Annotated in this window: 22 protein-coding genes; 15 read left to right on the top strand and 7 right to left on the bottom strand. The window is 71.5% G+C overall.

The features are described from left to right. Positions 1-73 precede the first annotated feature (73 nt). From ACRX5W_RS26040 to ACRX5W_RS26025, 4 genes are all read left to right on the top strand, one after another. Positions 74-1,072 carry a helix-turn-helix domain-containing protein gene (locus ACRX5W_RS26040; RefSeq protein ID WP_436790746.1) on the top strand — a complete coding sequence of 333 codons (999 nt, stop codon included), beginning with the start codon at positions 74-76 and terminating at the stop codon, positions 1,070-1,072. A gap of 607 nt (positions 1,073-1,679) precedes the next feature. Continuing rightward, positions 1,680-2,525: a hypothetical protein gene (locus ACRX5W_RS26035; protein ID WP_436790745.1), complete on the top strand. Its 846-nt coding sequence runs from the start codon at positions 1,680-1,682 to the stop codon at positions 2,523-2,525. 154 nt (positions 2,526-2,679) lie between these two features. Beyond that, positions 2,680-2,970, top strand: coding sequence for an FAD-dependent oxidoreductase (locus ACRX5W_RS26030; protein ID WP_436790744.1), 291 nt, complete (start codon positions 2,680-2,682; stop codon positions 2,968-2,970). A 169-nt stretch (positions 2,971-3,139) separates the two neighbouring features. Next, on the top strand, positions 3,140-4,663 hold the full coding sequence (locus ACRX5W_RS26025) for an AlkA N-terminal domain-containing protein (RefSeq protein ID WP_436790743.1): 1,524 nt from the start codon (positions 3,140-3,142) through the stop codon (positions 4,661-4,663). 7 nt (positions 4,664-4,670) lie between these two features. On the opposite strand, the gene ACRX5W_RS26020 is transcribed toward ACRX5W_RS26025, so the two are convergent. Together ACRX5W_RS26020 and ACRX5W_RS26015 are read right to left on the bottom strand one after the other, a co-directional pair. Then, entirely contained in the window at positions 4,671-6,302 is a 1,632-nt protein-coding gene (locus tag ACRX5W_RS26020; protein WP_436790742.1) for an alpha/beta hydrolase, read from the bottom strand. 182 nt (positions 6,303-6,484) lie between these two features. Then, positions 6,485-6,850: an ArsR/SmtB family transcription factor gene (locus tag ACRX5W_RS26015; RefSeq protein WP_436790741.1), complete on the bottom strand. Its 366-nt coding sequence runs from the start codon at positions 6,848-6,850 to the stop codon at positions 6,485-6,487. A gap of 97 nt (positions 6,851-6,947) precedes the next feature. Between ACRX5W_RS26015 and ACRX5W_RS26010 the strand changes: the two genes are divergently transcribed. The 4 genes from ACRX5W_RS26010 (at position 6,948) to ACRX5W_RS25995 (ending at position 12,206) form a co-directional block, all read left to right on the top strand. Next, positions 6,948-8,984, top strand: a complete 2,037-nt coding sequence (locus ACRX5W_RS26010) for a heavy metal translocating P-type ATPase (RefSeq protein WP_436790740.1) — start codon at positions 6,948-6,950, stop codon at positions 8,982-8,984. A gap of 128 nt (positions 8,985-9,112) precedes the next feature. Beyond that, complete coding sequence (locus ACRX5W_RS26005; RefSeq protein ID WP_436790739.1) at positions 9,113-9,979, top strand: SGNH/GDSL hydrolase family protein; 867 nt, start codon at positions 9,113-9,115, stop codon at positions 9,977-9,979. 16 nt (positions 9,980-9,995) lie between these two features. Continuing rightward, positions 9,996-10,811: an alpha/beta fold hydrolase gene (locus tag ACRX5W_RS26000; protein WP_436790738.1), complete on the top strand. Its 816-nt coding sequence runs from the start codon at positions 9,996-9,998 to the stop codon at positions 10,809-10,811. A gap of 210 nt (positions 10,812-11,021) precedes the next feature. Beyond that, positions 11,022-12,206, top strand: a complete 1,185-nt coding sequence (locus ACRX5W_RS25995; protein WP_436790737.1) for a winged helix DNA-binding domain-containing protein — start codon at positions 11,022-11,024, stop codon at positions 12,204-12,206. Between the two features lie 98 nt (positions 12,207-12,304). Here the strand turns inward: ACRX5W_RS25995 and ACRX5W_RS25990 are convergent, their stop codons facing one another. Beyond that, positions 12,305-13,045, bottom strand: coding sequence for a hypothetical protein (locus ACRX5W_RS25990; RefSeq protein ID WP_436790736.1), 741 nt, complete (start codon positions 13,043-13,045; stop codon positions 12,305-12,307). Positions 13,046-13,243: 198 nt separating this feature from the next. Between ACRX5W_RS25990 and ACRX5W_RS25985 the strand changes: the two genes are divergently transcribed. From ACRX5W_RS25985 to ACRX5W_RS25970, 4 genes are all read left to right on the top strand, one after another. Next, positions 13,244-13,825, top strand: a complete 582-nt coding sequence (locus tag ACRX5W_RS25985; RefSeq protein WP_436790735.1) for a YceI family protein — start codon at positions 13,244-13,246, stop codon at positions 13,823-13,825. A 65-nt stretch (positions 13,826-13,890) separates the two neighbouring features. Continuing rightward, positions 13,891-14,862: a YhjD/YihY/BrkB family envelope integrity protein gene (locus tag ACRX5W_RS25980; protein ID WP_436790734.1), complete on the top strand. Its 972-nt coding sequence runs from the start codon at positions 13,891-13,893 to the stop codon at positions 14,860-14,862. Between the two features lie 295 nt (positions 14,863-15,157). Continuing rightward, positions 15,158-16,816 (top strand): glucose-6-phosphate isomerase, encoded by a 1,659-nt coding sequence (pgi, locus tag ACRX5W_RS25975; RefSeq protein WP_436790733.1) that lies wholly within the window; start codon positions 15,158-15,160, stop codon positions 16,814-16,816. A gap of 513 nt (positions 16,817-17,329) precedes the next feature. Next, complete coding sequence (locus ACRX5W_RS25970; RefSeq protein ID WP_436790732.1) at positions 17,330-18,172, top strand: spermidine synthase; 843 nt, start codon at positions 17,330-17,332, stop codon at positions 18,170-18,172. 19 nt (positions 18,173-18,191) lie between these two features. Here the strand turns inward: ACRX5W_RS25970 and ACRX5W_RS25965 are convergent, their stop codons facing one another. Continuing rightward, positions 18,192-18,947, bottom strand: coding sequence for an SDR family oxidoreductase (locus tag ACRX5W_RS25965; protein WP_436790731.1), 756 nt, complete (start codon positions 18,945-18,947; stop codon positions 18,192-18,194). Between the two features lie 217 nt (positions 18,948-19,164). On the opposite strand from ACRX5W_RS25965, the gene ACRX5W_RS25960 reads away from it, so the two are divergent. Next, positions 19,165-19,581: a hypothetical protein gene (locus ACRX5W_RS25960; RefSeq protein WP_436790730.1), complete on the top strand. Its 417-nt coding sequence runs from the start codon at positions 19,165-19,167 to the stop codon at positions 19,579-19,581. 95 nt (positions 19,582-19,676) lie between these two features. On the opposite strand, the gene ACRX5W_RS25955 is transcribed toward ACRX5W_RS25960, so the two are convergent. After that, entirely contained in the window at positions 19,677-20,903 is a 1,227-nt protein-coding gene (locus ACRX5W_RS25955) for a beta-ketoacyl-[acyl-carrier-protein] synthase family protein (protein WP_436790729.1), read from the bottom strand. Between the two features lie 284 nt (positions 20,904-21,187). On the opposite strand from ACRX5W_RS25955, the gene ACRX5W_RS25950 reads away from it, so the two are divergent. After that, complete coding sequence (locus tag ACRX5W_RS25950) at positions 21,188-21,454, top strand: hypothetical protein (protein WP_436790728.1); 267 nt, start codon at positions 21,188-21,190, stop codon at positions 21,452-21,454. Positions 21,455-21,619: 165 nt separating this feature from the next. On the opposite strand, the gene ACRX5W_RS25945 is transcribed toward ACRX5W_RS25950, so the two are convergent. Together ACRX5W_RS25945 and ACRX5W_RS25940 are read right to left on the bottom strand one after the other, a co-directional pair. Then, positions 21,620-22,471 carry a class I SAM-dependent methyltransferase gene (locus tag ACRX5W_RS25945; protein WP_436790727.1) on the bottom strand — a complete coding sequence of 284 codons (852 nt, stop codon included), beginning with the start codon at positions 22,469-22,471 and terminating at the stop codon, positions 21,620-21,622. Positions 22,472-22,515: 44 nt separating this feature from the next. Then, a complete protein-coding gene (locus ACRX5W_RS25940) occupies positions 22,516-23,208 on the bottom strand; it encodes a nitroreductase family protein (protein ID WP_436790726.1) in 693 nt (230 codons plus the stop codon). Between the two features lie 65 nt (positions 23,209-23,273). Here ACRX5W_RS25940 and ACRX5W_RS25935 point away from each other — a divergent pair, with 65 nt between their 5' ends. Beyond that, complete coding sequence (locus ACRX5W_RS25935) at positions 23,274-23,795, top strand: VOC family protein (protein WP_436790725.1); 522 nt, start codon at positions 23,274-23,276, stop codon at positions 23,793-23,795. Positions 23,796-23,845: the final 50 nt, after the last annotated feature.

Raw genomic sequence — 23,845 nt, 5'->3', positions numbered from 1 at the left:
GGCTGACGCGGTGTCAAGACAGCCTGCCGGAACGGGAGTCGGCGGCACCGCGAGCAAGCGCCACACACTGCGGATGCACGGGCGAAGCCGCCCGTTGGTGCGCCTTGGTCCCGGTGGACGGCACGGCGGCCTGGCGCCGAACGTCGACATCTGGCGGGCGATCCTGCGTGACAACATCACCGAACTGGACGCGACACCGGCCGATCCGGACTCCCGGACGGATTACCGGGGTTGGGCGCACGTCCTCGAACTCGGGACGCTCAGTGTCACCGACGTCGGCTCGGACCCGGTCCGGGTGGCCCGCACCCCGCGCCTGATCGGGAGAAGCCAGGAGGCCTTCTACCACCTGTCGATCGCGCGGCGCCCGAGTTGGGCGAGGCACGCGGGCCAGGAGATCCGGATGCGGACCGGCGACGCGGTGCTCCTCGACGGCACGGAGCCGTTCTCGCTGGTCTCCGACGGCTTCGCCCACCACGTCGTGATCAACGTGCCGCGGGCGGCCCTGCAACGCGACCTTCACGTACAGCCGTCCATGCTGGGGCAGCTCATCGGGACGGAGAACCCGATGTTGCGGGTCCTCATGGGGATGATCTCCCGGATAGGCAGCGACACTTCGGACCTTCCAGGCGAGGCACTGGCTGAACTCGGGCACACAGCCGGGGAGTTGCTGGTGTCCGCGCTGCGCCTCGCGGAGGTGGGCCGTACCCACGTGCCCGACCTGCGGATGTCGCACGCCGCCCAACTGCTGCGCATGCAGGACTTCGTACGGTCGCATCTGGCCGAACCAAGCCTGTCGCCCCGGACCCTCGCGGCAGCCTTCGGGGTGTCGGTCCGCTATGTCGAGGTGGTCTTCCGCGAGGCCGGCCACACTCCGGCGCGGTTCATTCGGGAGACTCGGCTGGCCGAGGCCCGCCGGATGCTGGCCGATCCGCGGCAGCGGCACCGCGCCATCGCGGCCGTCGGGCGGTCGGTGGGCATCGAGAACCCGAGCCTGTTCGCCCGGGCGTTCCGTGAGCACTACCAGGTGACACCCACGCAGTACCGGATGTCCGCCCTCCTCGGAGGGGGCTGACGCGAGGGCGCCCGCCGACGGGCGTGGACGCGGTACGGGCCGTCCGCCCGCGGTTTCCTTCGGATGCGGTGGGACCGGGCGGGCCTGTGGTGAAACCGCACCCAGCGCTGAAACGTGCCGTCTGTGACTGCGGCGGAGGGCGTCTTCAGCGGCGAGTTTTCCATCCCCGCACCGCCTTTCGGCTGCGTTGCGAGTGCTGAAACGTTCCATCCGCGGTTCCGGCGCCCCAAGTCCCTTTCCTGCGCCGCCTGCTCGCCGAACCGTGCGCAAGATTGCCAGGGACCGTGCGCGGATCGTCGTCCCGCCGGTTCCCGATTCTGCGATGGTCGGCGCAGAGTGCTTCTCGGGTACGCAGCCCCCCCTGCGTCCCGTACGTCGTCCTCTCGAAGACCGGGAAACCGACTTGCCTCCCGTTCGTCCACGCGTCGCCCGATCGACTCCGCCGCTGCCTCGGCGGGCCACGAACGTGCCGGTGCGCGGACCGGCTGCGTCGCGGCGCGCTCGCGCACCGACCGCCGTGCGGACCGCACTTCGGCAACCCGCCCTTCGCCCCCCGCCCCATACCTTCGACCGGTCTCCCGGACCGGCCTCCTCCCCGGAGGAAGCTGTGCAGAAGAACCGCCGCACCGCACAACCGTTCACCCTTCCCGCCGCCGCGTCCGCGGACCCGCTCCCCCCGGGCCTGGTGCACAGCGCCGACATGCGCGCCGCAGGCGCACGGCGCGACATCGGCGCCATCTTCCGGCTCGCCCACGCGCACGCGGACCTGAGCATCAGCAGGCTTGCCTGGCTGTGCGACATGACCCCGAGCCGGGTCAGCGCGTACGCCAAAGGCCGCGCCCGGGCGCGGGACCAACAAGTCATCGAACGCGTCGCCGACGGGCTGCGCATTCCCGGCGCGATGCTGGGGCTGGCACCGCGCCCGTGGGAGAAACCCCCCGGCTCGGACGCCGAGTTGCGCGGTCGGTGCGACCACGCGGCGGAGCTGACCATGGACGTCGACGTCGAGCTCGCCGCCGACGGTACGACGAGTGTCACCTACCGCCACACCATCTTGAACCTCACCGACCGGCCCCTCGACCGGTTGCCTCGGCGACTGGCGTTCCCCCGCACCGAGGGCGCGCTCACGATCACCGGCGTCCCGGACCTGACCCATACCGTCGCGATCGAGGACGTGTACGACGCGGGCCGATTCGCGACGTTCACGTGCCGCCTGACGCCGCCGATACCCCCGCTCGAAACGGCGGCCGTCGCGTACCGGTGCCGCAGCCTGCGCTACGTCACCGACCCACCTCCGTCCACGGCGGTCAGCCACCGCCCCACGGACGCGGATCGGGCGGCGATAAGGGCCGGGCAGCGGCGCGCGGGCGGCCTGTTCGACGAGGGAGCAAGCGCGTCGGCGTGGCAGCCGGGCGCCGGCCAGGCCGTCGCCGCGTTGGCGTGCGACCGCTGACCGGCTTGACGCCTCGGGGCGTTTCTCCTCGGTATCAGGGAACCGCGTTCACGCGCCCGGCAGTTGCCACTTTGCGCGAGCTATCGGGTCAATCTGCGCGCGTCGTCGCGGTCCGGCGCCGGGCACTGCGATTGTCGCGGCGCGGCCACGGCGAGTGATCGTTCGGTCTCTCGCCGCGGCCGTGTGCGGGCAATCGCAGCCGTGGCCGCGAATCGGTGACGCGATCATCAGGCGCTGCACCGCCTATGCGCCCGCGTTACGCGAGTCCCGCGTCCTCGAATACCGCGTCGGCCTGCGGCCCGTCCGCCCCGAGGTGTGTCTGGTCGAAGAAGACGCGTCCCCCGGCCGGCTGCTGCACAACTACGGACACGGCGGCGCGGGATTCACCCTGTCATGGGGCTGCGCCGCCGAGATCACCGCCATGGTTCTGGGCAAATCGAAGTGAACGTCGCAGGCCCACCGGGACTCTGCCGGGGACTCCGTCGTTCCGTGCCGGTGCCGTACGGCCAACCCACGGCTACGTTCGCGGACGCCGCCGGATGGCAGACCGGCCAGCGGATCGCGGGACCGCCGTGTCCGAAAACCGCCAGTTGTCGGGACGGACCGGGCGCATCATGGGAAGCGTGCCCGAGACCTTTGCCGCCCGATACCAAGCCATCAGCAGCCGCGACGCCCGCTTCGACGGGAGCTTTTTCACGGCCGTGTCGAGTACGGGGATCTACTGCCGCCCCAGTTGCCCGGCGCGTACCCCCCGCCGCGAGAACGTCACGTTCTTCACGACCGCCGCCGCGGCCCAGGCCGCCGGCTTCCGGGCGTGCAAGCGGTGCCGTCCGGAGGCCGGGCCCGGGTCGCCGGACTGGGATGTGCGTGCGGATCTGGTCGGCCGTGCGCTGCGTCTGATCGCGGACGGCGTCGTCGACGAGGGCGGGGTGAGCGAACTGGCCCGCCGCCTGGCGGTGTCCGAGCGGCACCTGCACCGCCAGATGGTCGGCGAGGTCGGCACCGGGCCCGTCGCGCTGGCCCAGATGCGGCGCGCGCAGACCGCGCGGATGCTGCTCGAAGCCACTGACCTGCCGGTGACGCGGATCGCGTTCGCGGCGGGCTATGCGAGCGTGCGCCGGTTCAACGAGTCGATGGCCGAGGCGTTCGGGTGCCCGCCGACCGAGCTGCGCCGGCGCCACCGTCCTGCGGGCCCCGGCGCCGACGGCGAGGGCGACATCGTGCTGCGTCTCCAGCACCGCCGGCCGCTGGCGCACGATCCGCTGATCGACTTCCTGGCCGCCCGTGCGGTGGGCGGGGTCGAGGAGGTGGTCGGGGCGGACGCCGCCGCGGGCAAGGCGCCCGCCGGGAACCGCGCGTACCGGCGGAGTCTGCGCCTGCCCCGGCGCACCGGCATCATGACCGTGACTCCGCACCCCGACGCCGGGTTCGTCACGCTGCGCCTGCGCCTGGAGGACCTGCGGGATCTGACCGCGGCCGTCCAGCGCTGCCGCCGGCTGTTCGACCTGGACGCCGATCCGCAGGGCGTGGACGACGTGCTCGGCGCCGACGAACTCCTCGGCCCGCTGGTCGCCAAGCGCCCGGGTCTGCGCGTGCCCGGCCACGTCGACGGATTCGAGCTGGCGGTACGTGCGGTCCTCGGCCAGCAGGTCACCGTGAAGGGTGCCCGGACGCTCGCCGAGCGCCTGGTCCGCAGGACGGGCTGCCCGCTCGCGGCGCCCGACGGCACCCTGACGCACATGTTCCCCAGCGCCGCGCAGGTCGCCGACGCGGATCTGGAAGGCATGGGCCTGACCGGCGCGCGGTCGCGTGCGCTGCGTGCCCTGGCCGGGGCCGTCGCCGAGGGGACCGTGGTCCTGGACGCGGGAGCCGACCGGGACGCCACCCGGCACGCGCTGCTGGCGCTGCCGGGGATCGGGCCGTGGACCGCGTCGTACATCGCCATGCGCGCGCTTGGCGACCCCGACGCCGTCCCGCTCACCGATCTCGGCATCCGCCAGGCTTTGCGCGACCTGGGTGTCGACGCGACTCCCCGGGCGGTCACCGCGCGCGCGGAGGCTTGGCGGCCGTGGCGGGCCTACGCGGGGATGCATCTGTGGACGCATCTCACCGAGACCCACGGACCGGCCGGGGGCTGACGCGGGGTCAGGAACATGTGGTGCCGCGCGCCGGCAGTTTCCCGTTCAGCAGGAACGCGTCCACCGCCCGGATGACGCACCCGTTCCGCGCGGTGTAGGCGCCGTGGCCGTCGCCGTCCACCGTGAGCACCACCGAAGCGGGCAGCCGGGTTTGCAGCCGGGCCGCGGCGGCGTGCGGGGTGGCCGGGTCGCGGGTTGTGCTGACCAGGAGCATCCCGGGCACGTCGGCTCCGTCGAGCGGCTGCGTCCGGTCCGGTCCGGGGGCCGGGCAGTCGGCGGCCCAACTCCAGACTGTGGCCGGGCCGAGCGTGGGCGCGGTGGCGGAGACCTCGCGGGCGAGGGTGGCGGCTTCCTCGGCGGAGAGCATGCGGCCGTCGGCGCAGCCGATTTCGTAGTAGGCCGGGAGGATGGACTCCTCGTACGTCCCGTCGGGGGCGCGGTCCGCGGTCTCGTCGAAGGCGGTCAGCATGGGGCGTGGGTTTCCGGCGTACAGGCTCGCAAGCAACTGCCGTAGCTCGGGCCAGCTTTGGGGGCTGTAGAGGTACATGCTCACGACCGTGCCGACCATGGCCTCGCCGAGAGTGCGGGTGCCGAGGCGGATCGGGGACGCACTGATGGCGTCGAGTCGGGCGCGCAGCGAGCGGGCCGCGTTGTCGGGTGTTCCGGTGAAGGGGCAGCCGGCCCGGGTGAGGCAGTCGGCGGCGAAGGCGCGGAATGCCTTCTCGAAGCCTTCTGCCTGCTCGCGGGCGTTGGCGAAGCGGCCGACGCCGGGGTCGACCAGGCCGTCGAGGACGAAGCGGCCGACCCGGTCCGGGTACTTTTCGGCGTATATCGCGCCGAGGTACGTGCCGTACGAGACGCCGAAGTAGTCGAGTTTGTCCTCGCCGAGCACGGCCCGGAAGACGTCCATGTCCTCGGCTGCGACGGCGGTGCCGAGGTGCGGCAGCAGATCGCCGGTGCGCGCGGCGCAGCCCTGGCCGAACTCCTTGAGGACGGCGGCTGCTTCGTCGACCGCGGCGGCGTCGGCGGGTGTCGGGTCGAGGGATTGGACGCGGTCCATGAGCGGTCCGTCGGCGCACTCGGTCCTCGGGCTGCCGCCGACGCCGCGCGGGTCGAAGCCGACGATGTCGTGGCGGGCGGCGAGGTTCGCCGATTGGCCGAGGTAGGCGACGAGGCCGACGACACTGCTGCCCGGGCCGCCGGGGTTGACGGCGAGGGCGCCGAGCCGCTGGGCCTCGGGGCCGCGTGCGGGCATGCGGTAGACGGCCAGTTCGATGGTCTTGCCCGTGGGCGCCGCGTAGTCGAGCGGGACGCGGAGCCCCGCGCACTGCATGCCGGATTGCCCGCTCCCGCTCTGCTGGGCGGAGCACGGCCGCCACACAGGCTTCTGGGTGTAAAAGCCGCTCAGAGCCGGGTTGTCACCGCTGTTCGGCGCCGTGGCGGGCGGGGACGCGGCGCCCTGGCCACCGGTGGCTCCGGACGGGCTCGGCGCGCCCGCGCTGCCGGTGGCGGCGGCGTTGTCGGAGGTGCCGCCCGAACTACAGCCGACGAGGAGGGCGCCGGCCACCGCTACGGCGGGCGGCACCCGGCGGACCGAGGCGAGCGAGAAGCCCCGCGAGAGGGCCTGGAAGGCTTTCACGGCTCACAGGGGTATCACTCTCCCGGCCGAGTCCGCCCACCGCCCGGCATCAGCGCTCGGTGAGGCATCGCATCCTCGGGTGCGAGTCGGTCGCCGAGGCGTGAGCCGCCCGCGCGGCCGGGGCGTTGTCCGCCGGTGCCCTTCCGACCGCGCGTCGCGGCGAACGAGCGGGTGCTCCAGGGCTACTCGACCGGGACGTCGCTCAGGCCGAGGCGCAGGTGTTCGACGTGGAAGACGGCCTGGTCGAGGAGTTCGGCGACGTGGTGGTCGTACAGGGCGTACACGATCGAGCGCCCGTGGCGCTCGCCGACGACGAGGCCGAGATTGCGCAGCAGGCGCAACTGGTGGGAGCACGCGGACTGCTCCATGCCGACCGCGTTGGCGAGCTCGGTGGCGGGCAGCGGGCCCTCGCGCAGGCGGGCGAGGATCAGGAGGCGCGAGGGGGTGGCGAGGGCCTGGAGGGTGGCGGCGACCTTGGCGGCGTTGTCCGCGTCCAGGCGCGTGCGCGGGACGCTGTTCGCGGCGTCGGTGGCGGCTGCATGACCCATGGGGAGCATCCTACTCGCGATACATGAATAGGTGTTCATTCTTTCCTGTATGGTGGGCGCGGTCGTTCGCCCTGCCACGCGAAGGAACACCGCCGCCATGCCCCACACCCTGGCCGAGTCCGCACCGCCTGCTCCCCTCATCCGCCCTGCCGCCGCACCCCGGCGGCGCACGCCGGTGTTCGCGCTGTCGGAGACCCGCTGGGCCGCCGCGTCCACCACCGCTTTTCTCCTCGGCCTGGCCCTGCACCTGGCCGGCGCGCCGCCGTGGGCATGGGCGGGGCCTTACGCGGCCGCATACCTCACCGGTGGCTGGGAGCCCGCCCGGACCGGCCTGCGGGCACTGCGCGAGAAGACCCTCGACGTCGACCTCCTCATGATCGTCGCGGCACTCGGCGCCGCCGCGATCGGGCAGGTGATGGACGGCGCACTGTTGATCGTCATCTTCGCCACGTCGGGCGCGGTCGAGGCGCTGGCCACGGCCCGCACCGCGGATTCGGTGCGCGGTCTGCTCGACCTCGCTCCGGCCACCGCCACCCGGCTGCGCCCGGACGGCACCGAAGAGACCGTCGCCACCGAGGACTTGGCGGTCGGTGACGTCATCCTGGTCCGCCCCGGCGAACGCATCGGCGCGGACGGCCGCGTGCGGGACGGAGCCGGCGAGGTCGACCAGGCGACGATCACCGGCGAGCCGCTGCCGGTCGCCAAGCAGCGCGGCGACGAGGTGTTCGCGGGCACCCTGAACGGCACCGGCGCGCTGCGCGTCACCGTCGAGCGCGACGCGTCGGACTCGGTGATCGCGCGGATCGTGGCGATGGTCGAGGAGGCAAGCGAGACCAACGCGCCGACGCAACTGTTCATCGAGAAGGTCGAACAGCGTTACTCGGTCGGCATCGTCGCCGCCACCCTGGCGGTGTTCGCCGTGCCGCTGGCCTTCGGCTCGGCCCTGTCCGACGCGCTGCTGCGCGCGATGACGTTCATGATCGTGGCGTCGCCGTGCGCGGTCGTCCTCGCGACGATGCCGCCGCTGCTGTCGGCGATCGCGAACGCCGGACGGCACGGCGTCCTGGTCAAATCCGCCGTCGTGATGGAGCGCCTGGGCGGCATCGACACGGTGGCGCTGGACAAGACCGGCACCCTGACCGAGGGCACGCCGCGCGTCACGGACATCCGGCCGCTCACCGGGTCGGGTCTCACTGAAGACGCGCTGCTGGCCTCGGCCGCCGCCGCCGAGCGCCCGAGCGAACACCCCCTCGCGCGCGCCGTCGTGGACGCGGCCCGTGGACGCGGCCTGCATATCGGTGACGCGAAGGACTTCGCGTCCGTGCCCGGTGTCGGCGTGACCGCCGTGGTGGACGGCCACACCGTCGCCGTCGGCGCCCCGGCCCGGCTGCTCCCCGCGACCGAAGACCCGTCCGGTGACCTGGCAGCAGCTGTCGCGTCCGAGTTGGAGGCGAGCGGCCGCACCGCCGTCGTGGTCCTGCGGGACGGCGTCCCGGCCGGTGTGCTCGGTGTCGCCGACCAACTGCGCCCGGACGCCGCGGTCACCGTGGCCGCGCTCGCCGAACTGACCGGCAGTGCACCGATGTTGCTCACCGGAGACAATCCCCGCGCCGCCGCGCGCCTCGCCGCCGACGTGGGCATCACCGATGTCCGCGCCGGGCTGCTGCCCGAGAACAAGGTGGCCGCCGTCCGCGAGCAGGAAGCCGCCGGACGCAGGGTGCTCGTGGTCGGCGACGGGGTCAACGACGCCCCCGCCCTGGCCGCCGCGCACACCGGCGTCGCCATGGGACGAGCGGGCTCCGACCTCGCCCTGGAGACCGCCGACGTCATCGTGGTCCGCGACGAACTCGCCACCGTCCCCAGGGTGATCGCCCTCTCGCGCGCGGCACGGCGGCTGGTGGTCCAGAACCTCGTGATCGCCTCGGTGTTCATCACCGTCCTGGTCGTCTGGGACCTGGCGGGCCACCTCCCGCTCCCGATCGGCGTCCTCGGCCACGAGGGTTCCACCGTCATCGTCGGCCTCAACGGCCTGCGCCTGCTACGCGAGAGCGCCTGGACCCGCGCCGCCGAGGGGATGCCCCGCCGGACCCCCGACGCCGTCGAAGTCGCGGCAGGGGAGGCTCCGCGCACCTGAGTGTTCCGTACACTCCGGCGATCGCCCCGACCATCGCCGGCCGCGAGAGACCGCCACACCGCCACGAGCCCGCGAACCACCCGGCCACAGTCACCGCGCAGCAGGGCGCGGCTTAAAATCAGGCCGCCATGACAACACCCGCCAACGCCTCAGCCCCGCAATCGCGGCCCGCCCCCGGACCCTTCCGCAGTTTCGTGGCGGTCGGCGACTCGTTCACGGAGGGCATGTCGGATCCGTATCCGCCCGCCACCCACCCGGACGGCGTCTACCGGGGCTGGGCCGACCTCCTCGCCGACCGCCTGGCCGACGCGAGCCCGGGCCTGCGGTACGCCAACCTCGCCGTGCGCGGCAAGCTGATCCGCCAGATCGCCGACGACCAGGTGCCGACGGCCGCCGCGTTCCGTGCGGATCTGACCACGTTCGCCGGCGGGCTCAACGACGTGCTGCGGCCTCGCTGCGATCTTCCGGCGGTACGCGCGGCGCTGGAGGAGTCCGCCGCGGCACTCGCCGCCGCGGCCGGTCACCTGGTGCTCTTCCGCAGCACCGATCCCACCAGGCGGCTGAGGTCAAGCGCCCGACTGATGCCCCGCATCGAACAGTTGATCGCTTTCGTGGACGAACTCGGGACGCGGCACCACGCCACCGTCGTCGACCTGTTCACCGTACGCGCGTTCGACGACCCGAGGCTGTGGGCCGCCGACCGCCTGCACCTGTCCGCCGAAGGCCACGCCCGCGTCGCCGAGGCCGTGTGCGAAGCCCTCGGCCTCCCCCACGACCCCGCATGGCGCGACCCGCTTCCCCCAGCGGCGCCTGCCCCCTGGCTCGACCGCCGCCGCAGCGACGCCCAGTGGGCGAAGGTGCACCTCGGCCCCTGGCTCTACCGCCGCGCCACCGGCCGTTCCTCGGGCGACAACCGCGCCCCCAAGCACCCGGACCTGCTGCCGTGGCCGACCGTCACCCGCGCGAAACCCGGCCCGGAACCCCAGTCGTCTTAAGGTCGAAGGAGCCGACGTGACAGGCACCCATCGGATCACCGCGGCACCGGACGTCGAGTTGTGGGCCGAGGAGGCCGGCGACGGCTCCCCGCTCGTGTTGGTGCCGGGAGCAGGCGGCGAGCACTCGACCTGGGACGGACTCTGGTCGGAGTTGACGAAGCAAAACCGGTGCGTACGCTACGACTTGCGCGGCTGCGGCGCCTCCCAAGACCCTTCGACCGCGCCCTTCCGGCATGCCGACGATCTCGCCGCGTTGCTCGACGGGCTGGGCATCGACCGGGCCACCGTGGCCGGTGTCTCGATGGGCGGCCGCATCGCCGTCGACTTCGCGCTGGCGTATCCGCAGCGGGTCGACCGTCTGGTGCTGATCAGCCCCGGCCTTGCCGGTTGGGATTGGTCCACGCCCTGGCGGATGCGGTGGCAGGAGCTGCACGAGGCAGCGCACGGCGGTGACCTCGACCGCACCCGGGACTTGTGGTTCCGTCACCCGCTGTTCGCCACGGCTCGACGCACGCCGGAGGCCGCTGCACGGCTGCGCGCGGCAATCGCGAAGGACGCTTGCCGGGTATGGCTGGACGCCGATCGCGAGATCCCGCCCCTGCGGCCGCATGTGGAAAGCCTCGGTGAGGTGGCGGTGCCGGTTCTGCTGGTCACCGGCACCGACGACCTGGAGGACTTCCGGGTGATCGCCGAAGTCGTTGCGGCGATGGCGGCGAACGTACGTCGAGTCGACGTACCGGACGCGGGGCATCTGGTGCACCTGGAACGCCCGGCGGAGACCGCCGCCGCGGTCACGGCGTTTCTGGCGGAACGTCACCCATCGCTGCCATGACAGGCGATGCACCGGCCGCCACACAACGGGCACCGAGGCCCGCTTCGCCGGAACCCAGCGATTCACAAGTCCTGTCAGCCACCCGGTAGTTCACTCGCGTGACCGCTCGCCTGCGGCGATCAGGGGATCACGATTTCGGCGAATGCGAGCGACCGGGCCGTGAGTTGCGGTGGTGCGACCGGGCAGGGACCCCGCGATTAGGGTGGTGGGATGCGAATCTCGGTTGCAGACCGCCGTGCGCGGCTCGCTGTGCGCCACCAGTTGGCTCCGTCGTGCCGAGCCAAGTCGGTGGAGGACACCGCCGAACGGCTCGTCGGGCTGCATGCCACCGACTCCGCGAGTGTCGTGCTGTCGTCGTGGGCTCGGTCGGCCGACCGGGATTGTGTGACATCGGGCTTGGACCAAGCCCTGTACGCACAACGCACCCTGCACCGCATGCACTGCATGCGGCGCACCCTCTTCGTCGTCCCCACGCACCTGGCACCTGTGCTGCACGCCTCCACCACACGTGACGTCGCCGCACGCGAACGCGCGGGGGTACTCAAACTCCTCGCCGCGACCGGGCCGGAGCGTGACGCGGCGTGGCTCGCGGCAGCGGAGGACGCGGCGTTGGCCGCGCTGCGTCGCCTCGGGGAAGCCGGCACGCTGGAGATCACCGCCGAAGTACCGGAGCTCCAGCAGACGATCGTCATGTCACCGGGCAAGCGCTACGAAGCGATACAGCGTGTGGGCAGCGCGGTCCTGCGCCTGCTCGCCATGGACGGCCGTGTTCGCCGAAGTCGACCGATAGGCGGCTGGACGTCCGGCCAATTCCGCTACGAAGTGGCCCAGGAACCACCGGACATCGACCCGGACCACGCCCGCGCCGACGTCGTCCGGCGGTGGCTCGCCTGCTACGGCCCCGGCACAACAGACGACGTGAAGTGGTGGACCGGTTGGCCCGTCAAAGACGTACGCAAGGCGCTGGCCCGCATCGGCGCACGCGAAGTGGACCTTGAGGAGGGCACCGGCTGGGTAACGCCCGACGACGCGGACACGTCGGACACGTCGGACACGGATGCGGACACCGAGGAGCCGTGGGCCGCGCTGCTGCCGACCCTGGACCCCGCCACCATGGGGTGGAAACACCGTGATTGGTACGTGGACCCGGCTCTGCGCCCGCAGTTGTACGACACCGCCGGCAACGGCGGCCCCACGGTGTGGTGGAACGGCGAGATCATCGGCGCATGGGCGCAACGCGCCGACGGCGAGGTCGTGTGGCGCCTCCTGGTCGACCGCGGCACCGAGGCCCGCGAAGCGGTACGCGCCGAGGCGCACAACCTGCAAACCTGGCTGGCCCACCACCGCTACACAGTCCGCTACTCAACCCCTCTGACCCGCGAACTGACGGCCTGACCCGACCCCGTCACCACAGGCAAACTCCCGCGTCACCCCGTCGGCGACGTGCCGGCTCGGGCGGGGTGTGTCGGTGTTGACGCACCCCGCGCCGGCCGTCAGGCCTGTTCGGTGCGCAGCAGGCGCAGGAAGGCCTTGATGCCGGCGATGACTTCCTGGTTGTCGGTGAGCCTGTTCACGGTGTCCTCGAAGCGCCGGCCCATGGCATCCATCTGCCGGTCCGTCCGGGCGTCGCGGGCGGCCATCGCCTCGACCGTCTTCTCGATCAGCGCGCGCAACTCGGCGTCCTGCTCGGCCAGTTCCTCGATGCGCCGGTACAGGGTCTCCAAGGACGCCTCCGCCTGCGTGACCCGGCCGCGCAGCTCGACGACGTTTTCGTGCGGGTACTGGACCTCCTTGAGCATGCCGATGAGGCGTCGGCGCAGGTGCGCGAAGTACGCCTGCGCAGGACGGAAGGCGGTGCTCAGCAGGTAGAAGCCGGAGAAGTAGTAGCCGATCTCCTCGCCGGAGAAGTACGTGACGACGGCAACGACCGCGGCCGAAACCACGTGCGCCCCGATCGCCGCCCATTTGAGGCGCGCCGCCAGGCGTACGGCCTCCGCCTCGCGCGCGTCCGGGATCTCGGTGCCCTGTTCACGCGCGAGGTGGATCTCCTGGATCACCGTGCGCGCCTGGAAGTGCAGGCTCCACGGCACGGTCAACAGCACGACCTGCCACATCAGGAACAGCGCTCCCGCGCCGAACGCCAGCAGATCCGACAGCGACAAGTCCGTCGTGAAGTACAGAATCGTGCCGGTTATCGCGGCACAGAACGCCAGAAAACCCATGACCTTGGACACGGCGTGCCTTCCCTCCACCCGAAGGGCGGCTCCCCCGCCCCGACAAGGGGACGGTCCACGGTGGTTTCCGGTTTCCGGTTTCCGGGGCGTGTTGCGGGTCGGGCGTTTCCGATCGCCCGTTTCCGGTTGCCGTCGGTGTCCGCCCGGCGCAGGCTCAAAGGCACGGAACGCCTGCCGACACACCGACGGAGCAGCCCCATGACCGACAGCGCCATTCCGCAGAGCGAACTGACCGGCTCGTACACGATCGACCCCGCACACACGCGGATCGGCTTCTCGGCCCGGCACGCGATGATCACCAAGGTCCGTGGCTCGTTCAACGAGTTCGAGGGCAAGGCCCACGTGGACGGCGACGATCCGTCCCGCTCCCGGGCGAATGTCACGATCAAGGCCGCGAGCATCGACACGCGGAACGAGCAGCGCGACGGCCATCTGCGGACCAACGACTTCCTGGACGCGCCCGCGTATCCCGACCTCACGTTCGTCTCCACCGCGGTCGAACCCCTCGGCAACGACAAATACCGGCTGACCGGCGACCTCACGATCAAGGACGTGACGCGGCGCCTCAGCATCGATTTCGATTACCTCGGCGCCGCCCGCGACCCGTTCGGCAATCTGCGCGTGGGTTTCGAGGGGTCTGTTCCGATCCACCGCAAGGATTTCGGCATCACCTGGAATGCGCCGCTGGAGACGGGCGGGGTCCTGGTGAGCGACAAGATCACCATCGAACTCGAGGTCTCGGCCATCAAGGACACAGAGGACGAGGCCGCAAGCGCGTAGCCCCGACGCGTTCACCCGTTCCGGTGAAGGACACGGTCGGTTTCGGTTCTGGGCGGTGCATGCGGGTGGCGAACGCGGGTGCGACGGACGACGCGACCGACAAGGCGACGACGACGCTGCGCAGGCACGCGGGAAAGCAGTTCGCCAGGCTGAAAGGCGGATTCGCGGGCCGTTGTACCGCACGGGCGTTCGAGATCCAGATCACCGACCGCATGATGGCGCTGGCGGCGCAGGCGTTCCTGGCGCTGATGCCGCTGGTGATCGTGGTCGCCTCGGCGGCACCCGACTCGGTGACCGACGGCCTTGTGAACGTGCTGCGCAAGCGCGTCGGATTGGGCGGCGGCAGCACCACGCGGACCGTCGAAGCCATCGCGTCGTCCGCCACCGAGACGAGCGTGACCGTCATCGGCTTCCTGATCGTGCTCCTGGCCGCGACGAGTTTCAGCCGCGCGTTACAGCGGGTGTACGAACGGGCGTGGCGGCTCCCGGCGGGCGGGCTCCGCAGCGCGTGGCGGCCGTTGGCGTGGATCGTCGGGATCGTCGTGTACTTCCTGGTCCTCGGTCTGGCGTTCAAGGTGTCCGCCGGCGGCGGGCCGTGGACGCTGTTGCGTACGGTCATCACCACGGCGGGTTCGCTCCTGCTGTGGTGGTGGTCGCCGTTCGTGCTGCTGTCCGGCCGCGTGCGCTGGCGGGCATTGCTGCCGACCGCGCTGGCGACGACGTGCGGGACGCTGCTGCTGGGTGTGTTCTCCGCGCGCTACGTCCCGCATCTGCTGTCGACCAATGAGCGGCGCTACGGGACCATCGGCGTCGCGTTCACGATCGAGTCGTGGCTGGTGCTGTTGTTCGCGGTGGTCGTCGCCGCGACGGTGGTGGGATCGGTGCTGGTCGAGTTGCCCGGGCGGCTCGGCAGCTGGGCTCGGGGGGCGTCGGCCCCGGACGCCTGGCGGCGGGTGCCCCGGCGCGAGGCCCGGGCGAAGAACGGCCGCGACCAGGCCCCGGGCGACCACGAGAACGGACGGAAGAGTGCCGAGTGAGCCGGGCTTCGGCCCCCCGGGGCACGCCGCGCAGCCCGAGGCGGCGATTCGGCCCCCCGTTGCGCCCTGGCCGAAACGGCGACACCTCCGCCGCCCGGCGTCACCCGGCATCGCCCCGTTTCCTCCCACCCCGCATCCCCCGCGCCGAATCCGCCGCTCAAAGACCCGCCGCGCTGCGGTTCGACCCCGCGCGGCAGCCGTCTCCGAATCTGCGTTCGATGTGCGCGATGCCCCCGTGCACGCCCAGTAGTCTCGGGCGTTGACATCTGTTTCCTTCGGTCACTGGGGACACGCCATGCCAGCGGCAGCCAGCACGCCCCGCCTCGACCAGCGCCCCGAATGGGCGGCGCTGCGCAGGCACCACGACGAGACCCTCCGCGCGGCCCACCTGCGCGAGTTGTTCGCTGCGGACCCCGGGCGCGCGCAGCGCTATCGCCTTCAGGTCGGCGACCTCTACCTGGACTACTCGAAGCACTTGGTGACCGACGAGACGCTTCGCCTGTTGCGCGAACTGGCGGCGGCGTGCGATGTCGCGGGGCTGCGCGAACGCATGTTCCGCGGCGAGAAGATCAACACGACCGAGGACCGCGCCGTACTGCACACGGCGTTGCGGGCGCCGCGCGACGCGGTGGTGGAGGTCGACGGACGCAATGTCGTCCCGGACGTGCACGCGGTGCTCGACCAGATGGCGGCGTTCGCCGACGACGTCCGCTCCGGCGCGTGGACCGGGCACACGGGCCGGCCGATCCGGAACGTCGTGAACATCGGTATCGGCGGTTCGGACCTGGGCCCGGCGATGGCGTACGAGGTCCTGCGCACGTTCACAGACCGCGAGTTGACGGTGCGCTTCGTCTCGAATGTCGACGGTGCGGACCTGCACGAGGCGGTGCGCGACCTGGACGCCGAGGAGACGCTGTTCATCGTGGCGTCCAAGACGTTCACCACGATCGAGACCGTCACCAACGCCACGTCGGCGCGCGAGTGGCTGCTCGCCGAGCTGAAGGCGGGGCCGGAGGCGGTCGCGCGACACTTCGTGGCGCTGTCGACCAATGCAGAGAGGGTCGCGGAGTTCGGCATCGACACCGCGAACATGTTCGAATTCTGGGACTGGGTGGGCGGCCGCTACTCGTATGACTCGGCGATCGGCCTGTCGCTGATGATCGCCATCGGCCCGCCGCGTTTCCGCGACATGCTGGACGGCTTCCGCCTGGTCGACGAGCACTTCCGCACCGCTCCGCCGGAACAGAACGCGCCGCTGCTGCTGGGCCTCATGGGCATCTGGTACGGCGACTTCTTCGACGCGCAATCGCACGCCGTCCTGCCGTACTCGCACTATCTGTCGAAGTTCACCGCGTACCTGCAACAACTCGACATGGAGTCGAACGGCAAGTCGGTGGACCGCGACGGCAACCCGGTGACGTGGCAGACCGGTCCGATCGTGTGGGGCACACCCGGCACCAACGGCCAGCACGCGTACTTCCAGTTGATCCACCAGGGCACGGAACTCATCCCGGCCGATTTCGTCGGCTTCGCGCGGCCGGTCGGCGAGCTGTCCCCGGCGTTGGCCGCACAGCATGACCTGCTGATGGCGAACTTCTTCGCCCAGACGCAGGCCCTCGCCTTCGGCAAGACACCGGATGAGGTGCGCGCGGAAGGGGTGCCCGAGACACTTGTGCCGCACAAGACGTTCCGCGGCAACCACCCGAGCACGACCATCCTCGCGAGCGAGCTGACGCCGTCGGTGCTGGGGCAGTTGGTCGCGTTGTACGAGCACAAGGTGTTCGTGCAAGGGGCCATCTGGAACATCGACTCGTTCGACCAGTGGGGTGTCGAGCTCGGCAAGGTCCTGGCGAAGAAGATCGAACCGGTGCTGACGGGTGAGGCCGGCTCCGACGGCCTCGATGCGTCGACCGCCGAGCTGGTCGCGAAGTACCGGGAGCTGCGCGGGCGTTGAGTAGGTTGGCTGCGCCGAAACGACGGCCGCGCAGGCTTGTCGGGGCCGGCCATACCGCTTGAAGCATGCTTTTCTTCCCGGCGTCCAACCATCACACGGCAGCGAGCCGGGACGACCGGCTCCGAGAAGTCGTGCGGTGCCCGGCAAAGTCGAACACCGAGCCGGTCAGGCGGGCATTCCGCTGAGACGCGCTTCGCGGCTCGGCACAGACGAACACCGGGCAGGTCGGGGAAGGCCAGGCCACTGACGGCCTCGGCCCTCCCCGACTGCCGCCACGCGCGGGGGGACTCGCATGGCGCCTTGTCAATCAGACCGGCCCGGACGCGCGCCAGACCGTCAGCCACCCTGGATCGGGGCCAAGCCAGTCCGGGGCCACGCCGGGCCCGACCACGCCGGGCCGAAGCAGCACGTCCGGCCCGGGTTTGCCGCCGAGGTACTCACGCCCGTTCCGCGGCGCGGGCCGCTTCCCCCTTTCGTGCCATGGCGCACGCCACCCTGCGCGACAATCCATGTATGGAATCCGTGCCCGTCTCGTGCGATGTCGATCTCGGCCGTGCCGCGTTGCTTCCCGACGTCGACCGGGCGCGCGCGTGGCTTCTGACGCTGGACGGCTCGCCGCAGTCGTACGTCGACCTCGACGCCCCCGACCACGTCGAGTTCGAGTACGCGCGCAGGCTCGCGCACGTGATCGACCTGGCCGGGCCACCCGGTGCCGCGTCGGACGTCCTGCACTTGGGCGGCGGCGGGCTGACCCTGCCGCGCTACACCGAGGCGACGCGTCCGGGTTCGCGCCAGCACGTGATCGAAGTCGATGCGGCACTGATCGATTTCGTTCACAAACACATGCCACTTCCGTCGGGTGCGGACATCGCCGTGGAGGCTGCGGACGCCCGTGCGGCGCTGGCGGCCCGCGCCGACGCCTCGGCGGACATCGTGGTCGCGGACGTCTTCGGCGGCTCGCGCATCCCGGCGCATCTGACCGCGCTGCCGTTCGTCGCCGACGTGGCGCGCGTCTTGCGTGCACACGGGGTGTACGCGGCCAATCTCGCCGACGGCGGCGCGCTGGATTTCCTGCGCGGACAGGTCGCCACCGCGTGCCACGTGTTCGCCCATGTGTGCGTGCTCGCGGAGGACACGCAGTGGGACGGCACGCGGTTTGGGAACGCGGTGCTCGTGGCGTCGCAACTGCCCCTGCCGGTGAAGGAGTTGGCTCATCGGGTCCACGATGACGCGTATCCGGCGGTGGTCGTCCACGGTGTCGGCCTGGCCGCCTTCGCTGCGGGCCGCGAGCCGGTGACGGACGCGTCCGCGACCGGCTCACCGGCGCCGCCGCGCGGGGTGTTCGGCATCGGATGACCACTGCCGTTGCCGCCCGTCAGCGTCCTCCGTGCACGGGGACGACAGCGCCGGTCACAAACGACGACTGGTCCGACAGCAGCCACATCACGGCGTCCGCGACCTCCGCGGCGGTTCCCGGACGACCCATCGGGACAGACGGCGCCAACTCCGCGAGCCGGTCCGGCCGGCCGGCTGCGGCGTGCAGGCCGGTGTCGACGAGTCCGGGCGAGACTGCGTTGACCCGGATACCCTCCGCCGCGACCTCGCGGGCGAGCCCGACCGTGAGTGTGTCCACGGCCCCCTTGGTGGCGGCGTAGTGCACCCACTCTCCGGCGCTGCCGAGGCGTGCGGCACGCGACGAGACGTTCACGATGAGGCCGCCGGGGCCGCCGTGCCGCGTGGACATGCGGCGTACCGCCTCGCGGGCGCACAGCATCGCACCGATGACGTTGACTTCGACCGTTCGGCGCAGAACGTCCGTGCCGAGATCGTCGAAGCGACCGTGCGCGCCGACGATTCCGGCGTTGTTGACGAGCGCGGTCACCGGTGCGCCGAGCCGGACGGCGGCCTCGTCGAACATGCGCACGACATCCGCTTCGACCGACACGTCCCCGCCGACCGCGACGGCGCGCCCACCGGATGCGTCGATCGCCGCGGCCACGGTATCGGCTCCGGCGGAGTCGGTCGCGTAGTTGACCGCGACCGCCCATCCCGCGTCGGCCGCCGCGCGGGCCACAGCGGCGCCGATGCCCTTGCCGGCGCCCGTGACCAGGAGTGTGCCCGGTGTCTGCATACAAAGCCTCCCGAACTCGTTTGGTTTGCCCGTGTTTTGCGTCGGTGATCCAAGCACGGCCCCGCCTGGTGGCGCCGCTTACGGACCGGTAACGTCCCTGGCGTCCGTCGAGGAACGCGGGCCGGTAGGCAACAGGCTCCGGCCGGCCCGGTGTTCGTGTGAGAGGAGTCCGGTGCCCATGCCCCCGTCCCCGGGGCGACACATACGGTCCACCGCCGTGGCGGTGACGCTGACGCTGGGTGTCGCCGGCGCGTTGGTCGCGTGCGGCGGCGACGGCAAGAAGAAGGCCGACTGGGCGGAGATCTGCGTCCGGAAGGCGGAGCAGATCCGGGTGTCGGACGCGGAGTGCGCGAACAACCGCACCGGTGCCATCGCCGGTTGGTACTACATCCCACGCAAGTCCGGCGGCAAGAGCAACTTCGTTCCGGCCGTGAGCAGTTCCATCACGTCGATCAGGGGCGGCACCTTCGATCGGCCGCGCAAGGGCAAGATCCTTCGTGGGACCTTCGGAACGTCCGGCCAAGGCTCCGGCGGTGGCGGCAGCTCGTCCGGAGGCAGTTCCTCGGGAGGCGGATCGTCCGGGGGCAAAGGCGGAAGCAGCGGCGGCAAGGGCAGCGGCGGAGGCCGCCGCTGACCGCAGCCCCGCCACCGCGAGACGACACCTCGCGACTCGACCGCGTCCCGGCATCACCCCACCGCGGCCCGAGACGAGGACCACCATCGCGCGCCTTACGCCTCGGCCCGGGTGAAAACCAGGGACGCGTTGTGCCCGCCGAAGCCGAACGCGTTCGTCAGGGCCGCCGGCACGGGTCCGCGGCGCGGGCGCCCGGTCACGACGTCGAGCTTCACCTCGGGATCGATCTCGTCGAGGTTGCGCGTCGCGGGCACGACGCCGTCGCGTACCGCGAGGATCGCCGCCATGGCGCCCAACGCCCCTGCGGCACCGAAGAGATGCCCGGTCATGGACTTGGTCGCGGTCACCACCGGATGGACGCCGACGGCTTCGGCGATCGACTGCGCCTCGACCAGATCGCCTTTGGGTGTCGACGTGGCGTGTGCGTGAACGTGCGCGACGTCCTGGGGTGCGAGCCCCGCGTCCGCCAACGCCGCGCGCATTGCCCGCACTTGGCCCTCGTGATGGCCGGCGGTGATGTGGAAGGCGTCCGAGGTCACCCCGGCGCCGGCGAGACGCGCGTACGGCCGGGTGCCCCGGGCCGCTGCGGACTCCGCGCGTTCGAGGATGACGACGCAGGCGCCTTCACCGATCACGAGCCCGTCGCGGCCGACGTCGAACGGACGTGACGCCGCCCCGGGTTCGTCGTTGCGCGTCGAATGCGCCCGCGCCTGCGCGAATCCGGCCAGCGGCAGCGCGTGTACACACGCCTCGGCACCGCCCGCGACCACCACGTCCGCTCGGCCGAGCCGGATCAGGTCCATTCCCCACGCGATCGCCTCGGCACCCGACGCGCACGCGCTGACCGGCGTGTGGGCCCCGGCCCGCGCCCCCAGATCGATGCTGACGTGGGCGGCCGGCCCGTTCGCCATGAGCATCGGCACGGTGTGGGGCGACACGCGGCGCGCCCCCGATGCCTCCAGGACGTCGTCCTGGGCGAGCATCGTGAGCGCTCCGCCGGTCCCCGTGCCGATGACGACCGCGAGGCGTTCCGGAGCGACGTCGGGCGCCCCGGCATCGCGCCAGGCCTCGCGGGCGGCCACCACCGCGACCTGCTGGCAGCGGTCCATGCGGCGGGCCGCGACGCGGTCCAGCACCGTGGTCGGCTCGACCTTGAGCCGCGCGGCGATGCGTACCGGCGACGTGGCCGCCCACGGGTCGTCGATCGTGCGTACGCCGGACTCCCCGGCCAGCATCGCGGCCCACGTCGAGGCGACGTCTCCGCCCAACGGCGTCGTCGCCCCGAGTCCGGTCACCGCGATGGCCATATCCGCGCCGCGCATGGACGGCTCCCTCCGGTTTGTGAGAACAGCACAAGTCTGATCAGCCGAGCCGATCCCCGAAGATCAACTCGATTGCCAGAATCCCAGGACAACGGGCAGATTGAAGGCACGACCGCCAACCGAGTCGACGCAGTTGGTTTTGTAGGAATCCGCTATGCACGGGATCTCGGCCAGGCCGTAGGGTCGGGCACGCCCGCGCGCGAGACGCGGCGCCGGGCCTTGTGTTCTTCGGGGGTCTCCGGGTAGCAGCCTGGGGAACGTCCCGTACGACGAAAGGCGACGCCATGAGCGGGTTCCTCGACAAGGCCAAGGAAAAGGCCCGGGAGACAATGTCCACCGGAAAGCAGAAGGCCGACGAGTTCCAGGCGAACCGCGCGCAGGCGGATCTGTACAAGCAACTCGGTGCGGCGTACTACGCCGAGCAGCGCCGCGGCGCTCCGCACGACGAGGTCTCACGCCTCGTCGCCAAGCTGGACGAGCACGAGCGCGCCCACGGCCCGTCGACCGGGGACAGCCCGTCGGACGGGCCGGGACCGGTGGGCCTCGCCTGATGGCCCCGGCGCGGCGCCGAGCCGCGTCCGCAGTCCTTGCCCGGTTTCGACCACGGAGCCACCGACCACCGACTCACGAGGCGCCGGGTCCTGACCAGCCTCCGCGCGACGCGCGGGAGCCACGTCGGGACTCGGCGCCTCGCATGTGCGACCGGGCCCGGCGGCTCACCCCGGACCGAAGCGGATCACCGTGATCGACGGGCGCCGTTTGCGGACCACCGGGATGAGGTGCGCGCGGGGGGCGAGGTGCGTGTAGAAGAAGCCGCGACCGCGCACGAGCGACAGGTCGCGGACCTCGACGATGTTCGGGTGGGCGCCGTGCAGCTTCCAGCGCTCGGACGCGTCCATGCCCCACGGCATCGGCGGAGCCACGTAGCCCTCGCGGGTCTTGACTCGCCCCTTGACCGTCTGCGCGCTGAACCAGCGCGGCACGGCGTCGAGCACGAGTTCGCCGCCAGGGAGGCGTTCGGCGCAGCGGGCGATGAGGCGCCGTACTTCGGCGGGCTGGAGGTACATCAGCAGGCCCTGCGCGGTGACCAGGACGCCGTGGGACGCGTCGAGGCCGTCCATCCACTCTTCGTCGAGCGCCGAGCACGCGATCAGGCGCACCCGCTCGTCGCCGGGCAGCAGGCGCCGACGCAGTTCGATGACCTCGGGACGGTCGACGCTCAGCCAGTGCACACTGCCGTTGTCGACGCGCCAGAACTGCGTTTCGAGGCCTTCGCCGAGGGCGACGACCGTGCCCTCCGGGTGTGTGCGCAGGAAGGCTTGGACCTCTTGGTCGAACGTGCGTGCGCGCAATGCCTGCCCCTGGGCGCTCCCCATGTCGCCTTTGCCGAAGCGTCGTTCGAACGGGTAGTCGATGGCGTCCAACAGTTCGACGGCCATCGGGTCGTCGAGGACGGCATCGGGCCGCCGGGCCTCCATCGCCCGGTGGTACAGGGTCCACAGCAGCGTTTCGGAGAGCCCGTCGAGTGCGACGCGGACCCGCGGACCGTTCGTGGTCGCCGTTGCCATGTCGACCTCCTCCGTGCCCACCGTAGTGCGGCGGGCGGAAAGGTTCAGCCGTTCCCGCCGGGGCCGCCGAACGCCGGGCCGTCGAAGCGATCGAGGGTCACGAAGTCCTCGACGGGGCGGCGGGTCAGCTTGCGGGGGTGGCGGTCGGGGACGCCGATGGCCAGCATCGCGGCGATCGCGTAAGGCTGCGGCAGTCCGAGCAGTTCCTTGGCCTCGGCTTCGCGGCGGCACAGGAACGTCGTGAGGACGCCGCCCAGGCCCTCATTCCGGGCGGACAGCAGGATGTTCTGGGCGAACGGGTATACCGACCCGCCGCCGACCACGCTCTGTCGCGGCAAGTCGCCATCGGTGACCGCGAGTTGCCGCAGGTCAACGGCCAACACAGCGAGCACCGGTGCTCGTTCCAGTTCCTCGACGAACCGGTTGCGGGCCACCGGCGCGGTGAAGTCGACGTCCCCGGGCGGCTGTTGCCAGCGTCCGTCCTCGCCCGGGGAGAACGGGACGTGGCCGGCCGCGACGTACGCCGCATACTCCTGGTAGCCGGCCAGCGACAGAGCGCGGATCTTCGCGCGCACCTCGGCGGAGCGCAGCACGATCACATGCCAGCCCTGGCGATTGCCGCCGCTGGGTGCGAAGCGGGCATTGTCGAACACGCGCGCGAGTGTGGCATCGGGCACCGGCTCGTCGCGAAACCGCCGCACGGCCCCGGTCGTCCGCACCACATCGGCGAACTCCATCGTCGTCCTCCTCGTCACCATGCATAGTCTGGAGCGACCCCGACCGCGCGTTCCGAGGAGGAACCATGCCACAGCCGCAAGGCCCCGAACTCGAACGGGTGCGCGCTCGGCGCGATCAGCTTCGCAACCGCTACCTTCTCGGCGCCGCCGAACGGCCGACGCCTCCCACCCGTGGCATCCACCACGCGGCGTTCATTTGCCGGGATGTCGAGGAGACCATCCGCTTCTACCAGGAGTTCCTCGGCTTTCCGCTCGTGGAGTTGGTCGAGAACCGTGATTACGCCGGGTCCAGCCACTTCTTCTTCGATCTGGGCAACGGCAATCTCCTGGGCTTCTTCGACTTCCCCGGGCATGAGCACCCGCCCTTCGACGAGACGCTCGGCGGCATCCAGCACCTGGCCCTGTCGGCGGACGAGGCCCGGTTCGAGGAGCTGAAGCGCACGCTCGACGAGGCGGGCATCGCGTATCTCGGCCCGGACAGGGGTGTCGAGGACAGCCTGTACATCCAGGACCCGAACGGCCTGCGCGTCGAGTTCTACCGGGAGCTGCCGGGCGTGTTCCTCGGCCGACGTCTGACCGGCCGCTGATTCGGGGGCGGCGCCACGGCACGCCGGTGCCCGCGGCCTCGGCTGAGGCC

Origin of the sequence: Yinghuangia sp. YIM S10712 (genome assembly GCF_051388935.1) — a bacterium.
In the GTDB taxonomy this organism is placed as follows: Bacteria; Actinomycetota; Actinomycetes; order Streptomycetales; family Streptomycetaceae; genus Yinghuangia.
This window is presented reverse-complemented; position numbering and strand designations above follow the sequence as displayed.